Annotated in this window: 9 protein-coding genes and 2 rRNA genes; 6 read left to right on the forward strand and 5 right to left on the reverse strand. The window is 53.9% G+C overall.

Annotated features, from left to right (window positions below; all coding sequences use genetic code 11):
- Window positions 1-24: 24 nt before the first annotated feature.
- Window positions 25-1,017, reverse strand: a complete 993-nt coding sequence (locus tag ACPLPM_RS16175) for a hypothetical protein (protein ID WP_424357802.1) — start codon at window positions 1,015-1,017, stop codon at window positions 25-27.
- Between the two features lie 396 nt (window positions 1,018-1,413).
- Here ACPLPM_RS16175 and ACPLPM_RS16180 point away from each other — a divergent pair, with 396 nt between their 5' ends.
- Window positions 1,414-4,038, forward strand: coding sequence for a S8 family serine peptidase (locus tag ACPLPM_RS16180; RefSeq protein WP_424357803.1), 2,625 nt, complete (start codon window positions 1,414-1,416; stop codon window positions 4,036-4,038).
- A gap of 75 nt (window positions 4,039-4,113) precedes the next feature.
- Here ACPLPM_RS16180 and ACPLPM_RS16185 read toward each other — a convergent pair whose 3' ends face one another.
- Entirely contained in the window at window positions 4,114-5,268 is a 1,155-nt protein-coding gene (locus ACPLPM_RS16185; protein WP_424357804.1) for a radical SAM protein, read from the reverse strand.
- A gap of 330 nt (window positions 5,269-5,598) precedes the next feature.
- Here ACPLPM_RS16185 and argH point away from each other — a divergent pair, with 330 nt between their 5' ends.
- The 3 genes from argH to gatE are packed head-to-tail and all read left to right on the forward strand — an operon-like array spanning window position 5,599 to window position 10,228.
- Window positions 5,599-7,092, forward strand: coding sequence for an argininosuccinate lyase (gene argH / locus ACPLPM_RS16190; protein ID WP_424357805.1), 1,494 nt, complete (start codon window positions 5,599-5,601; stop codon window positions 7,090-7,092).
- The gene (gene gatD, locus ACPLPM_RS16195; RefSeq protein WP_424357806.1) at window positions 7,089-8,348 is read left to right on the forward strand and encodes a Glu-tRNA(Gln) amidotransferase subunit GatD; all 1,260 of its coding nucleotides are present in this window, start codon (window positions 7,089-7,091) and stop codon (window positions 8,346-8,348) included. The genes argH and gatD overlap by 4 nt, the downstream gene beginning before the upstream one ends.
- Window positions 8,345-10,228: a Glu-tRNA(Gln) amidotransferase subunit GatE gene (gene gatE, locus ACPLPM_RS16200; RefSeq protein WP_424357807.1), complete on the forward strand. Its 1,884-nt coding sequence runs from the start codon at window positions 8,345-8,347 to the stop codon at window positions 10,226-10,228. The genes gatD and gatE overlap by 4 nt, the downstream gene beginning before the upstream one ends.
- A 19-nt stretch (window positions 10,229-10,247) precedes the next feature.
- Here the strand turns inward: gatE and ACPLPM_RS16205 are convergent, their stop codons facing one another.
- Entirely contained in the window at window positions 10,248-10,724 is a 477-nt protein-coding gene (locus ACPLPM_RS16205; protein WP_424357808.1) for a hypothetical protein, read from the reverse strand.
- 137 nt (window positions 10,725-10,861) lie between these two features.
- Between ACPLPM_RS16205 and ACPLPM_RS16210 the strand changes: the two genes are divergently transcribed.
- Both ACPLPM_RS16210 and ACPLPM_RS16215 read left to right on the forward strand, forming a co-directional pair.
- Window positions 10,862-11,677: an Fpg/Nei family DNA glycosylase gene (locus ACPLPM_RS16210; protein WP_424357809.1), complete on the forward strand. Its 816-nt coding sequence runs from the start codon at window positions 10,862-10,864 to the stop codon at window positions 11,675-11,677.
- 43 nt (window positions 11,678-11,720) lie between these two features.
- A complete protein-coding gene (locus ACPLPM_RS16215; RefSeq protein WP_424357810.1) occupies window positions 11,721-12,269 on the forward strand; it encodes a cysteine hydrolase family protein in 549 nt (182 codons plus the stop codon).
- A gap of 83 nt (window positions 12,270-12,352) precedes the next feature.
- Here ACPLPM_RS16215 and rrf read toward each other — a convergent pair.
- Window positions 12,353-12,473, reverse strand: a 5S ribosomal RNA gene (gene rrf, locus ACPLPM_RS16220).
- A gap of 182 nt (window positions 12,474-12,655) precedes the next feature.
- Window positions 12,656-15,581, reverse strand: a 23S ribosomal RNA gene (locus ACPLPM_RS16225).
- Window positions 15,582-15,735 lie beyond the last annotated feature (154 nt).

Consider the following 15,735-nt stretch of genomic DNA (forward strand, 5'->3'; position numbering starts at 1 on the left):
TAGCTTACCCTGGCTCATGCGACCTCACGAAGTGGCGATGCCGGGGCGAAGGCTTCCGGCGATCGAGTCAAGCAAATCGCTCTTCCTGATGGAGAAATGATACTCGAGGGGCGCGTTGAACATGGACTTGAAGAAGCAGAGCTCTCTCGGGCCCGATCCCGGCAGCTCCAGGGTAGCCAGCCCTTCTGCCTGCTTGCTCCTGATGAAGCTCCACGCGACAAATGCATCGTTTTGCATGCCAGCGGCAGTAATTCCCCACCCGAGCCAGAAGGAAAATCGGTTCTTATACTGGTAATATGCGATCGGATAGACGATCTGGTCGCCGTTCCGCAGGTAGCAGATCTTGATGCTATCCGGGAAGGCGGCGAGCAGATCCTTCAGGAACTCCGGGCCGGGCGCTGACCGGGCCAGGCCGTGCCGGCGGTAAAAGTCCGTGACAGCCTTGCAGAACACATCCACGCTGTCGGCGGGTACCACCGAAAGCGGGAGCTTTTCAGCCTCTGCGATCTCTATCTTCAGGGCTTTGTCGAACCTGCCCAGGATGTCCGGGAAGGGTTGCTTCAGGTCCACTGCGTACGAATACCGCATCTGGACGTTGTAGCCGCCCCATTTGAACGGCCTCATGTCGACGAAGCGGTTGACAGTAGTGATGCTGACCGGGCCTGCGCGAAGCTTTTTCAGCTCTGCCTCCATTTCCTCGATGACGTTGTTGAGATAGGACTCCTTCTTGCGCTGCCGGAGCTTGTCGTAGATGGAGCTCATCACGAATCCGAGGTATGGAATAGCCACGTTCGGCGGAGGAGATGCTACAGTAATTCGGCCCATTGCGCTCCTGGTGAACACCGGGAACAGGCAGACCAGTTCATCACCCCGGTAGACTCCGTAGGGATGGAGCCGGTAGCCCGAGTGCTTCTCTATGAGCTGCAGGCAGTCCCACCGGTGAAACAGCGTGCTGTAAGCGCTTTCATCCATATGTTTGTCCCAGAGAACCTTGTTATCGATCAGCTTTACGACCATGTTTTGGCCACCATCATCCAAATTATTGCTAAGCAAACTTTAGTTATATTAACAGTATTTAAATAACATATTATATAAATTTACCCATATGATTACAACGTAGGCCAGTGCAGCAGAATATCTCGATCCTGTAACCAAAGATGACCATACCAATTATCAGTATGTGCCGCCACACCAGTTCCTCAATTCGCAAACGTATATATAATAATAAATAAATAAACAATAAAAGTATAAAAACTAATGGGTTACTCAATAATCGCCCATCGACGCTTCTCCGAGAGATCAGGCCTGCAGGCCGGTCGCCAAAAAGAGAGCGCGTGAAGTGACGGGGGTAGAAACATTACCAAACTCAAACAACTCTGTACAATATTAATCATAACGGGAATTATTGTATCGTTGATTATACCAGAAAGCGTCATCGCCGCCAGCCAGGGCAAGAATGATACATCTCACAGGTATATCATAACGTACAAGAATACGATGGACAACCAGAAGCAGCCAGCCTCGGCCCTTTCCCAGGGCGCCGCAAAGGCCGCGCAAAGCCGCGATCTCAGCAAAGCCGGCGGAAAGGTCAAGTACAGCTATAATATCATCAACGCCGTTGCTGTCGATCTTCCTGACAGCCAGGTGGCTGCGCTCAAGACGAGATCCGACGTCAAGAGCATAGTGCGGGATGAAATTGCTTACGCCGACCTCGACGAGGTCGTATACCACGTGAACGCTACAGTTGCCTGGTCCACTGTCCCGGGCTACACGGGAGAGGGGATCAACATCAGCGTGATCGATTCAGGCATAGACGCAACACACCCCGATCTCGCCGGCAAAGTGATCCTGTGGCAGGACTTCCTGAACAGCCAGCCCACGCCTTATGATGACTACGGCCACGGGACCTTCGTCGCCGGCATCATCGCCGGCTCAGGCGCCTCGTCAAACGGGACTTTCACCGGGCTGGCCTACGACGCGAACCTGTTCGGGGTCAAAGTGCTGAGCAATTCAGGCACCGCCTATGCCAGCGACATCATCGCGGCCATCGACTGGTCCGTCCAGAACCACGCAGACGTCATTTCGATGTCCCTGTCTAACCCCACCCACTTCCAGCCCCTGGACGACGCAGTCCATAACGCTGTGGAGAACGGTGTGGTAGTAGTCTGCTCTGCAGGTAACACAGGTCCTCAGTCAGGCACCATCAGGTGCCCGGCAGACTCCCCCGACACGATCGCGGTGGGCTCGGTAAGCATGAAGGACAAGATATCTGTCTTCAGCTCCCGAGGGCCGACTGCGGACGGCAGAGTTAAGCCGGACATCGTGGCAGTCGGAGAAAACGTCATCTCCGCCCGGGCATCCGGCGCAATAACTGGAAAACCGATCAGCCAGTACTATTCATATGCGTCCGGAACGAGCGCGGCCTGCCCGCAGGTAAGCGCGGCCTGCGCCATACTCTTGCAGGCGAACAACAGCTTAACGCCTGCCGACTTGAAGGACGTGCTGACAAGTACGACCTGCCACCTCAGCTCAACTTATCCCGACAATAATTACGGCTGGGGACGTCTTGACATAGCTCCTGCCTTAGCCGAGGTACTGCCGGCAACACCGACACCGACACCCACAGCAACACCCACACCAACGCCTACGGCAACACCGGAACCAACACCAACGCCTACGGCGACACCAACGGCAACACCAACGGCAACACCAACGGCAACACCAACGGCAACACCAACGGCAACACCAACGGCAACACCAGAGCCGACACCGACACCCACAGCTACACCCACACCAACGCCTACGGCAACACCGGAACCGACACCTGAGCCTACAGCCACCCCTACACCAACACCAACGCCGACCCCGACAGCAACACCAACGGCAACACCGGAACCGACACCGACACCAACGGCTACGCCAGAACCCACAGTGACACCAACTCCGACGGTAACGCCGACCCCGACACCCGAGCCTACGGCAACACCGACACCCACACCAGAACCGACTGTAACCCCGACACCCACACCAACTGCAACGCCAACTGCAACGCCAACCGCAACGCCAACCGCAACGCCAACCGCAACGCCAACCGCAACGCCAACTGCAACGCCGACACCGACTCCGGTTGCCTGGAAAACCTACGTGGCCAACTACGGGTCGAACACGGTGAGCGTGATTGATCAGTCCACTAACACGGTTACCGACACCATTACCACTGGCTCGAAACCGTTCGGCATCGTGTACAGCCCGGACGGCTCGCTTGTTTACGTGGCAGTGGAAAGCCAGAACAAGGTAGTCGTCATCTCGCCAGGGAACAATGCCATAGTCAGCACGATACCCGTAGGCAATTCTCCGCGTGGCCTGGCCATATCCCCCGACGGCACCCGTCTCTATGTAGGAAACTACGGTAGCGGCTCCATCAGCATCGTAGATACTTCGGACACCAGCCAGTACACCGTCGTAAAAACAATATCAGGCATCTCCAAGCCCCACCAGCTGTGGCTAAACCCGGCCGGCACCCGCCTCTACGCAGGCACGTACCAGACGAACAACGTGTACGTGATGAACGTCGCGGGCGACAGCGGCACGCTGGTGGCCACCCTGACCGGGAACAAGCCCTACTTCATATCGCTCGACCCGGCCGGCACCAAGCTGTTTGTGGCCAACTACGGGGCTGCCAATATCCAGGTCTACGATGCAGACACTCTTAGCCTGCTCAGTACTATCGGCACCACGGCAGGCCCGCTGAGCCCCATCGTCAACCCGGACGGCACCCGGCTGTACTACGTGACCGACGGCGACAACAACCTCACCATAGCAGATGCGACCACGTATGCTACGATCAAGACGGTGAAGTGCGGCTCCGGGGTCAGGGGCATAGCCTGCTCTCCGGACGGCTCTAAAGTCTACGTGACTAACATGAACAGCAACAGTGTGACCGTAGTAGATGTCAGCAACGACGCCGGAACAGTGATCAGGACAATCGGCGTCGGAGCTTACCCGTATGGCCTGGAGCAGTTTGCGGGCAGATATTAAAAGGATTGTCTGTGCCGCCACAATGTGGCGCCATATAATGGTGACACTAGTGGCGGCTTTCTTTTTCTTGTACAATCAATGCGGAACAGCGTTGTAGACGTTATCTGTCGTCCGGGTAATCTCTGCAGTAATGTGAGACCCGACCGGCTTTTCGGTGAGCACACCGATGACCCTGCCGCTTGCTACCGCCAGCATTTCGCCGAATACTCTGCCCGGGGCGACGATCTGTACCCGGACGAGATCGCCTTTCCTGAACGCTTTGGGCAGTGACTTCGCCTTGTGGATGCCGAAGTCCTGGGGCGTGAGCTTGAGGTGGAGATTATACTTTTGTTCGAACTCCCCCAGCTTCTCGAAGAACTGGTCAAAGCGCAGCGGTTTACCCTTGACTTTTTTCCCGAACTGGTACCGGACGTAGTTCTGGATGCCGAAGCCGGGGTACTTGCGGCCTACGCCGATCTCCAGCCCGAACTCGATGATCTTCTCGATCTCGCCGTCGTTGAAGCCCGGGACCCATACGGGTGCCAGCAGCACGTAGATGTCGTTTTCCAGGCACCACTTTGCAACGTTCTTCACGTGCTCGACGCTGAACTTTTTGGTCCCTGCCAGAATCTGGCCGGTGCGCTCGTCCGTCGAAGAGAGCGAGAGGTTAATCCGGTCTAATAAGCCGCTCATGGCCTTGATCTTTTCCTCGTCCAGCGCCATGCCGTTGCTCTGGGCGGAGATGACCTTGACGTTGGGGACTTTCCGCAGCTTCTCCAGCAGTTCTACCATGTACGGGTAGAGGAACGGCTCCCCCTGGCCGTCGATGTGTGCCTCGACATCGTCTCCCTTGAGGGCCGCCATCTTTGCGAACTCCTCGACGAGGTAGTCGGTGTCGACGATGAAGTCGGTCTGCCTCGTCTGAGTATGACCCTCATCCACGCTGCAGAAGATGCAGTTCAGGTTGCAGCCGGAGATGGGCCGCACCTGGATGAGGTTCGTACCCCGGTCGATGAGCCCGAATGCGGTGTGGCCGATGAGCGGGATTTCGGACTCCTTCGTGACGTAGACAAGCGGCCGGTGGGTGCAGTGGTGCTTCAAGACCTTGGGCTCGTGCATGGAGACGATCTCTTCGTCGGAGTACTTCTTGCTGAGCTTCGCGTAAAACTGATGAGGTACCCTCACTTCGATGGTGTCCCTCAGTACGAACACCTTATCATTGCCCTCGTCGTATACCTCGGAAAAAATCATTCGCACACAGTATTCGTTCCTGTGTAAAATAGGTTTTGTAGCCTGAAAACTGGTAAAGTCCAAATTACCTGCTCGGCCCGGGAAGGCCTCGATCTTAAATCGCAAAGGCGCAAAGGCGCAATGACGCAAAGATGTATTATAGAATAACTTTGCGTCCTTGCGTCCTTGCGCCTTTGCGCCTTTGCGAACTAAGGACAAGGCGGCTTGTCGCTGAAATTTTTCTCTTTCCGCAGAAATTTACCTTTACTTGCCACCCTATGGTGAAAGAATGATATATTATGACAGGAGAAATATACCCGACGTCAATTCATTTTATCAGAGCGTGCGGACATGGAAAACAAAGAAGATATTTTGCGCCGCGGGCGGCTGGCGGCCGAGAAGAAGAAGGAAGTAGGAGAGTTCACCGCTTCCATACCGGCTGACCGGTGGCTTTTCCCGTCGGACCTGCTCGTGGACAAGGCACATACTGTCATGCTGGCCCGGCAGGGCATCATCGCAAAGGAAGACGCTGCGGCTATTCTTAAAGCCCTGGCAGCCATCGAGCAGGAGGGCGTCGACGCCGTCAACATCCCGGCCTTCGAGGACGTCCACATGGCGATCGAGTCGAAGCTTATCAAGTCAGTCGGGGAGAACGCCGGGGGCAGGATGCACTCCGGCCGGTCCCGCAACGACGAGGTGGCCACCTGCATTCGCATCTCTACGAGGAGAGAGTTGCTCGGGCTTATGGCCGATCTCCAGGACCTGCGCAATGCCTTGCTGGCCATGGCCGAGGATCACAAAGAAACGCTCATGCCCGGCTTTACCCACCTGCAGCACGCTCAGCCCACTACGCTGGCCCATCACATGCTGGCCCACGCGTCCTCGTTCGGCAGGGACTTCGAGCGGCTGGCGGATGCCATGAAGTTCGTCAACATCAGCCCCCTCGGCAGCGCGGCGTTCGCTTCGACCGGCTACAACCTCGACAGAGAGCTGACCGCAAAGCTGCTGGGCTTCGACCGCCCTATGGATAACTCCATGGACGGCGTCTCGGCCCGGGACTTCATCCTCGACCTGACATCGAGGATGGCGATCATAGAAGTGAACCTGAGCAGGCTGGCAGATGAATTAGTCTTATGGAGCACCTCGGAGTTCGGCTTCATAGAGCTGAGCGACACGTACGCTTCGACCAGCTCCATCATGCCCCAGAAGAAGAACCCGGATGTGCTCGAACTGGTGAGAGGCCGCAGCGGCACGGTAATCGGCCACATGATGGCGGCCTTTACGATAGTGAAGGGCCTGCCTTACAGCTATAACTCTGACCTGCAGGAAGTGACTCCGCAGCTGCTGAGGGCCTTCGAGATCACCAGGTCCTCGGTCAGGATCATGACCGGGGCTATCCAGACTATAACGGTTAAAAAGGACGAGATGAGGCGGAAGAGCACAATGGGCTTTACCACGGCCACAGAGATCGCCGATACCATCGTCAGGTCGACGGGGCTTCCGTTCCGCACCGCCCACGGTATTGTGGGCAGGCTTGCCCGGGAAGGCGGCAACCCGTCGCTGGCAGACGTGGACCGGGCTTCCGTGGAGATGATCGGCAAAAAGGTCAGCGAGATGGGCCTGACCGAGAAGATGGTGGAAGAGGCTAAGGACCCGTGGAGCAACGTGGAGCGCAGGAGCATCATCGGTGGCCCGGCGCTAATAACGGTTGAGAAGAAAATTAGCTCCGAGCGCAAGAAGGGGCTGCTGGATGCAGCCATGCTCTCGAAGCTGAACGACAGCCTGGAAGCAGCGTACCGTAATCTCGATCAGGCGGTCAGGAGCATGACGGAGGGACATTCGTGATCATCAATGGCCAGGAGTTCGCAGAAGGCGACCGGGTAAAAGTACAGAAGGATGGCAGAAGCTACGAGGGCATCCTGATGCCCTCCCGCAGCGGGAACATAGTGCTCAAGATGAGCAACGGCTACAACGTCGGCCTGGCCCCTGAGGGCTCGGCCATCGAGTTCATAGAAAAGTCTACTCCACCCGCGTTCAGGCTGGCACCCCACGCCCACATCGAGGATAAAAAGCTGCCGACCGTCTCGATTCTTTCCACCGGCGGCACCATCGCCAGCAGAGTGGACTACAGGACTGGCGCAGTATCCTCCCAGTTCACCCCGGACGACATCATGGACTCGATTCCCGAATTAACGGAGATCGCCAACTACAAGGGCGAAGTCCTGAGCATGATCTTCAGCGAGGACATGGACGCCTCGATCTGGCAAAACCTCGCCAGGGCAGTGCACCGCCACATCCAGGAAGGCGCGCAGGGAGTCATCGTCACCCACGGCACGGACACTTTAATGTATACCGCAGCCGCGCTCTCGTTCATGGTACAGTCACCGGTACCCATTGTGCTGGTAGGCTCCCAGAGATCGTCCGACCGGCCTTCGAGCGACAACGCGATGAACGCCATCTGCGCCGCCGCAGTTGCCGTATCAGATATAGCGGGAGTCACTGTTGTGATGCACGGCTCGACCTCGGACGATGTCTGCTACGTGCACAGAGGCACTAAAGTCAGGAAGCTCCACACCTCGGCGAGGACCGCTTTCCAGTCGGTAAACGAAGCGCCGATCGCTAAAGTGGACTACGCGACCCGGGCGATCACAGCTTCCGGGGAATACCAGAAGAGGGGTGAAAAGACCCTCGAGCTGCGGGATCAGATGGACTGCCGGTGCGCCCTCATCAAGTTCTACCCTGGCATGCCGGCAGACATCATCGACTTCTATCTGGCCAAGGGCTACAAAGGTCTGGTCATCGAAGGAACAGGGCTCGGCCACGTGAACTCCGGGTGGCTGCCCACGGTGAAAAAGGCTATCGACTCGGGCATGACCATAGTGATGACATCTCAGTGCATCAACGGCCGGGTATGTGACAGAGTGTACTCCACAGGTATTGACCTCCTTAATGCAGGCGTGATCGAGGGCCAGGATATGCTCGCAGAGACTGCGCTGGTCAAGCTGATGTGGGCTTTAGGGCAGACGACTGATATGGGAGAGATCAGGAGAATCATGGAGACGAATATAGCCGGAGAGATCAACTGGAGGACTCAGGTATGATTGACTATACCGCCATCGGGCTTAAGTCCGGCCTGGAAATCCACCAGCAGCTGGCTACCAGAACCAAGCTGTTCTGCCGGTGCCCGAACGAGATCAGGGAGACCGGGCAGTCGGACTTCGAGTTTTTCCGGTATTTAAGAGCCAGGGAAAGCGAGATGGGAGAAGTGGACCGGGCTGCGGCCGAGCAGGCCATGACCCGCAAGAAGTTCATCTACAAGGCGTACGATTCGACATGCCTGGTGGAGAACGATGAAGAGCCGCCTTCCCCGCTGAACTCCGAGGCACTGGACATAGCGCTCAAAGCCTCGGTCCTGTTCAACATGACGCCGGCGGACGAAGTGTTCGCCATGCGCAAGATCGTCGTCGACGGCTCTAACACCACTGGTTTCCAGCGTACCTGCTTCGTCGCCTCGAACGGCTTCATCGAGACCCCGATGGGCAGAGTAGGCATGGACACACTGTGTCTTGAGGAAGATGCCGCCTCTAAGATAGAGGCGAAGAGTGATGCTACTATCTATTCGCTGGACAGGCTGGGCATCCCATTGATCGAGATCGCGACAGCCCCGGACATCAAGTCGCCGGCACAGGCAAAGGAAGTAGCGTTAGCGATAGGCACCCTGCTGCGGTCGCTGAAAGTACGCAGAGGCCTCGGCACCATCAGGCAAGACGTGAACGTCTCGATTGCCAGAGGAGCCAGAGTAGAGATTAAAGGCGTACAAGCTCTGGACCTCATCGAGCAGGTCGTGGAGAATGAAGCGCAGCGGCAACTAAACCTGCTGGCCATCAAGGACGAGCTACTTGCCAGAAGTGCCAGCGTCGTAGACGAGATCTTCGATATCACGGAGATCTTCAAAGCCGCCGAGTCTAAAGTAGTCAAGAAAGCGCTGTCCGCCGGCGGCGTCGCCTACGCGATCAAGCTGCCAGGTTTCAAAGGGCTCATCGGCAGAGAAATTCAGGCCGGAAGAAGGCTGGGCACAGAGTTCTCGGACAGGGCCAAGCGTGCGTCTGGCGTTGGCGGCATCTTCCACATCGACGAGCTGCCGAACTACGGCATTACCCAGGCTGAAGTCGACGCGGTAAAAGCGAGGCTCGGACTTGAAGGAAACGATGCGTTCGTCATGGTCGCGGACTCGAAGACTAAATCGAAGAACGCCATGGAAGCCGTGATCCGGCGGGCTAAAGAGGCCATGATCGGCATTCCAGAAGAGACCAGAGGACCGCTGCCCAACGGTAACACGGAGTACATGAGACCGCTGCCCGGTAAAGCGAGGATGTACCCCGAGACCGATGTAATGTCGGTGCCAATAACGAGGGGCTACATGGAGCAGATCAGGCAGGATATGCCTGAACTCCTCAGCGAGAAGAAAGACCGCTTCATGAAGCAGTACGGGCTCAACGAAGAGTTCGCCAAGGGTATCGCCTACTCTGCGGAGGCTGATGCTTTCGAGGAGCTGGCGAAGAAGTACAACCCGACACTGGTAGCCCGGACCATCCACGGCACCATGACAGAACTGCGCAGGGAAGGAGTTCAGGTAGACGCTATCACAGAAGCACACCTGGACGAGCTCTTCAGGCTGGTAGATGGAGGCAAGATTGCCAAAGAGGCGATCCCTGCAGTGCTGAAGGAAACTGCACAGCAGCCGGGCAAGAGCGTGGAAGATGCAGTTAAGCGCATGGGCCTCGGAGGCGTGAGCGAGGACGAAGTCAGGCAGATCATCGGCGCAATAGTGGCCGAAAAGCACGATTTCGTCAAAGAGAAAGGCGACGCGGCGATGAGCGGGCTGATGGGCCTGGCCATGCAAAAGCTAAGAGGCAAGGCCGACGGCAAGCTGATCAATAAGGTCTTAAAAGAAAAGATCCAGGAAGAGCTGAAGAAATAAGCTCTTCCGCAATCCTTTTTTAGCGCGGGCTGAAGACGTCCGAGAACTTCTTGATTCCCAGCACGCCCTTTGCATACCAGAGAAGCGCCAGGCCGATCACAGAGGAGACTATGATAGGCAAAGTGCCAACGGCCAGGGCTCCGTGGTTGTAAGCAGAGAACGCCGGTAGGGCGATACCTGCCAGGCATATGAGAAACATGAACAGCCAGCCGCCGTACTCGAGGCTCCAGAGTTTCATCGAGACGAAAGCTCCCCCGGCGACGAGGACGAATAGAATGGCCAGGAGGACAGTGCGGTCCATCCCTGACGTCTCGACGTTGAGCATGGTCAGGATCGAGAAAGCGAGTAGCGCTGCGATGAAGACGAAGGCTATGGCCCGAAGTAAGATGACTTTCAAACCAGCGTGCTTCACGCTCATATCCAGCTGCCTGCCAGGCGGTGCCCGGGTAGGAATCCTCAAGCTACCCATATCCTTTTCAACGTCATTTATGTCCATGTCGGTCACTATTGATAACGTTGTAAAAGTTATGAAGTTTACGATGAAACTAATCCGGACTAAGAGCGATTACTTTTACTGCGGATATGAAAATAACATATAAGACAGTGGATCATCTAGCTATATGAGAGAAGGATATGCCAGAGTTGCCAGAGATCTATAACCTTGCCATGCAGATGAATAAAGAGCTGCAGGGTAAGACGATAGCAGATATCGACATTGTACAAGAAAAGTGCCTGAACGTGAATAGCGGAGAGTTTAAGGAGCTGCTAACCGGACAGAGCATAGGCGAGACGCAGTCCAGAGGAAAGTGGATCTTTACGGCAGCCGGAAAGGATACCACTTTGCTCCTGAACCTTGGCATGGGAGGAGATGTGCTATACCATAAGCCGGGATCTGAAACTGAAGGAAAATACAAGCTCAAGTTCAAGTATACTGATGGGACGGCGCTGTCAATCAACTTCTGGTGGTTCGGCTACGTTCATATAGTCAAGAATAACGAGATCAAAAGCCACAAGATGACTTCGACACTGGGCATATCTCCAGTTGAACCAGAGTTTACCTCCGACTACTTTAAGAAACTTCTGACAGGCAAGAAGTGCTCACTTAAGACGTTATTGCTGGATCAAAAAACTATAGCCGGAATAGGTAACGTATATGCCCAGGATATATTGTTCACCGCAAGGCTGCATCCAGAAAGGAAAGTGCACCAGCTATCAGACGACGAGACCGAGAGATTATACAAAGCCATTGTCGATAATTTGCATTTTGCAGCAGCCCATGGCGGCTTAAAGTTCGAAAAAGATCTGTACGGTAATAGCGGAGGCATAGAAAGCTTCTTAGTCGGCTATAAAGAAGGCCAGCCATGCCCGGTGTGTAAAACAAGTATAGAGAAGATTAAAACGGGCAGTACTGCTTCTTACATTTGCCCGAACTGTCAGCGGCAGGAGTAAAGGGATAGAAAGTTATTTTTTACTGTATAGAAATCTAAAGAACATGCGAACTGCTTTCCTGCTTATTGATATTCAGAACGATTATTTCCCGGGTGGAAAGAATGAGCTGGCGGGAGCGTTAGAAGCTTCCATGAATGCCAGAAAGCTGCTGGATGCTTTCCGGATTAAAAAGTTACCAGTAATTCACGTTCAGCATATATCTACACGCCCGGGAGCAACATTCTTTATACCCGGCACTGCCGGAAGCGAGATCCATAATAACGTTAAACCGGCACCTGGCGAGATTACGATAGTGAAACATTATCCTAACAGCTTTAGAGAGACGGTACTGCTGGATAAGCTGAAAGAGTTAGAGATAGAGCAATTAGTCGTATGTGGTATGATGACCCATATGTGCGTAGATTCTACGGTGAGAGCAGCTTATGATCATGGGTTCAGATGCTTGTTAGCATGTGACGCTTGTGCTACTAAAAATCTTATATTGAATAATGAAGTTGTTAATGCTGTGGATATTCAAAAAGCATTTATGAGCTCATTGAATGGAATGTTTGCTGTTGTTAAGAGTACAGATGATGTATTAAAAGAGATATAGTTTAAAATTTTTTATTTTGATAGCTGTTGCTGTTGTAAGATAATATTAATAAAAGGTTTTTGTTGTGTTGTGTTGTGTTGGTGGGTTGGCAGCGTGGTATGGTTCCCAGGGACTCGCGTACCTTAGTACAGCATACTACGTGACCAGGCTTAACTTCCGGGTTCGGAATGGGACCGGGTGAACACTGGTGCTATGGCCGCCAAAACCCACTAACATGACAATGAAAATGGATTAAGCGAATTATTGATGGTTGAATATGGTTTCTGTGTAAAGTTCGTGTTTCGCTCTGGATTTCGCTTTGGAATGCAAACTACATCAAGTATAATATTTTAGAGTAGTTTTGCTTGAGTGTGGGACCCGTATAAATCATCTTTTTTTGGTGATTGTTTTTTGGCGGGTTGGACGTTTAGTGGTTGCAGGCTGAGCACCTCGTTACCTTGGTGCGTACACCTCAACTCTATCAAACCAATCTTTTATTGGCGTCCGTATGAAAGTCTCTTTTCAGGGTGTTTTTCGGGCTTAGATGCTTTCAGCCCTTACAACTTAGCGCGTGGCTGCCCAGCGATGCCTTGTCAGACAACTGGTAGACTAGTGGCGCCGTTGCCTTGTTCCTCTCGTACTAAAAGCAACTTCCCCTCAGACTTTCTTGCACCCCTAACAGATAGTAACCGACCTGTCTCACGACGGTCTAAACCCAGCTCACGATCTCCTTTAATAGGCGAACAACCTCACCCTTGGCAGCTGCTGCACTGCCAGGATGGAAAGAACCGACATCGAGGTAGCAAGCCGCCGGGTCGATATGTACTCTTGCCGGCGACGACTCTGTTATCCCCGGGGTAGCTTTTCTGACATCAATAGCCCTCACTTAGAAGGCTTAGTGGTTCGTTAGGTCCGACTTTCGTCTCTGCCAACCTCATTATGCGGTTGCCAGTCAAGCCAACTTATGCCCTTACACTCTCGGTCGAGTTTCTGACTCGATTGAGTTGACCTTAGAGCGCCCTCGATATTTTTTCGCGGGCGTGCCGCCCCAGCCAAACTGCCCACCTATCGGGGTCCTCATCTCTGAGTTAGGGTCGTAGCCCAAGAAGGGTAGTGTCTCATGGTTCCCTCCACCAAGGCTAGCGCCTTGGCTTCGACGGGTCCTACCTACGCTGCACATCCAGGACCACAACCCAGCGACAGGTTGCAGTAAAGCTCCACGGGGTCTTCACTTCCCATTAGGGGTCCCTAGACTCTGCACTAGGATGTAAAGTTCACCGGCGCGTGGCCAGGGACAGTAGAGCGCTCGTTGATCCATTCATGCAAGCCGCCAATTAAGCGGCAAGGTACTACGCTACCTTAAGAGGGTTATAGTTACCCCCGCCGTTGACAGGCCCTTCTTCCCCTTGAACGAGGTTTTCAGGTACCTGCACTGGGCAGGATTCACTGATCGTACTAGACCTTACGGTTTGGCGATCAGCTATGTTGTTATTAGACAGTCAGCGCTCCCTCGTCACTGCGACCTGCCATCTTCATGGCAGGCACCCCTTATCCCGAAGTTACGGGGCTAATTTGCCGAATTCCCTTGGCCACGGTAAACCGACACGCCTTAGTCTTCTTAACTAGGGGCACCTGTGTCGGATCTCGGTACGGTTCTTGCATTCCCTTTTCATGGGCTCCTGGCGTGGCACTTCTTACGTCATCACATGTTACCCAGCTTCTCACCATTACGGTTCTCCACCGGGGTATTAGCTTGAACACACAGACGAGTGTGCAAGTGTTAGCCTGAAGCGTTGGTTTTAGCATGCAAGAGTACAGGAATATTAACCTGTTTCCCTTTTGACACACTCCGGTTAAGGTGTATCTTAGGACCGACTAACCCTCGGCTGACGATCATTGCCGAGGAAACCTGGCCCTTTCGGCGGCAAGGATTCTCACCTTGCTAAGCTGCTACTAATGCCAAGATTTTCGTTTGCCAGAGGTCCACAGGACTTTACAACCCTGCTTCCACCCTCTGGTAACGCCTCCATACGCGATTACATTTCTGTACGCCTGGGTCTCGGTTGTAGACTTGAGCCCCGTCCATTTTCGGGGCCCCAAACCTCGACTGGTAAGCTGTTACGCTATTTTTAAAGGGTAGCTGCTTCTAAGCTCACCTCCCAGTTGTCTAGGGCTTGGGACGCCCTTCAGTGTTTACACTTAGTCTACAATTAGGGACCTTAACCCAGGTCTGGGTTGTCTCCCTTACGGACTAGTAGCTTACCCACCAGCCCGGACTGCCCACAGTCTACGGCGAAAGCCGCTTTGGAGTTTGACAAAAGGACGAGCAGTTTCCCGCCCGGCTCCCTTAATCAGTGCTCTACTCGGCCTTCAACCTCGTGTGAGGTCATACTTCGATATGTTTCTGGAGGAACCAGCTGTTTCCAAGTTCGATTGGACTTTCACCCCTAGGCGTAGGTCACGGGAATGATTTGCACGTCAAAACCCCTAACGATCCTCCACGTAACTTTCGTTACGCTTCAATCTGCCCACGTCTAGATCACCTGGTTTCGGGTCGTACCCTAATGACTCCACGCACTTGTATACGTCGCTCCTCATTACTTGCGAGCATGTTGGTTTCCCTTCGACTTCCTCACTACTGAGTTAGCCTCGCCACTCGAGTACACTCCTTGGCCCGTTCTTCAAAACGTACGACAAAACACTGGCAACACACGTCATACAGCAACCTCGCGGTTGTTTCTTTCCGTGTGAAGATCCTTTCATGCCTTGTCCCTCCATCGCCGTCTCGTTTCAGGCTCTTTTAACCTCCCTTCTCAGGGTGCTTTTCAGCTTTCGATCACTCTACTATTGCGCTATCGGTCTCAAGATATGTTTAGCCTTGGAGGTAAGTGTCCCCCAATTCCCGCGAGATTTCCGACCCACGGTACTCAAGCACACGCTACAACCACTCTGCAGCGACAACGGGACTATCACCCTCTATGGTACCCCGTTCCAGGGGACTTTGTCTTATGCAGAGCCGGTTTAAAAAGCGGGCTTAAAACACCACATCTCCCAGTTCCTTACGGAAAGGGATTCAGTTTAGGCTGTGCTGTGTTCACTCGCCGTTACTAACAGCATCTCTAATTTGATTTCTTCTCCTGCCCCTACGCAGATGTTTCAACTCAGGGCGTTCCCAACCCTTACGGGTCAACACAAAAAGTGTTAGGAGTTCCTATTAGGAGATCCACGGATCAACGGTTCCTTGCGCCTCCCCATGGCTTATCGCAGCTTGGCACGTCCTTCTTCGGTTCTTGAGCCCAGCCATTCACTAGACGGCATAGCAACGCCAAAAGACAATCGGTTTACCGAATCTCATCTCTTTTCGCAGTTAACTACGTTAATATTATTACTTGCTTGTACTGTTTACATTCCAATACAGCGTCCAGAGCAAAATTCCTTTACACAGCCTCATCGCCCACAAACTGGAATGAAGACCATCTATTATTAT

Source organism: Methanocella sp. MCL-LM (assembly GCF_049676595.1).
GTDB lineage: Archaea > Halobacteriota > Methanocellia > Methanocellales > Methanocellaceae > Methanocella_A.

Excerpts from the sequence above, each read along its gene's own strand:
- ACPLPM_RS16175 (WP_424357802.1), bottom strand. The coding sequence starts at position 1,017 with ATGGTCGTAAAGCTGATCGATAACAAGGTTCTCTGGGACAAACATATG.
- ACPLPM_RS16185 (WP_424357804.1), bottom strand. The coding sequence starts at position 5,268 with ATGATTTTTTCCGAGGTATACGACGAGGGCAATGATAAGGTGTTCGTA.
- argH (WP_424357805.1), top strand. The coding sequence starts at position 5,599 with ATGGAAAACAAAGAAGATATTTTGCGCCGCGGGCGGCTGGCGGCCGAG.
- gatE (WP_424357807.1), top strand. The coding sequence starts at position 8,345 with ATGATTGACTATACCGCCATCGGGCTTAAGTCCGGCCTGGAAATCCAC.
- ACPLPM_RS16205 (WP_424357808.1), bottom strand. The coding sequence starts at position 10,724 with ATGGACATAAATGACGTTGAAAAGGATATGGGTAGCTTGAGGATTCCT.
- ACPLPM_RS16210 (WP_424357809.1), top strand. The coding sequence starts at position 10,862 with ATGCCAGAGTTGCCAGAGATCTATAACCTTGCCATGCAGATGAATAAA.
- ACPLPM_RS16215 (WP_424357810.1), top strand. The coding sequence starts at position 11,721 with ATGCGAACTGCTTTCCTGCTTATTGATATTCAGAACGATTATTTCCCG.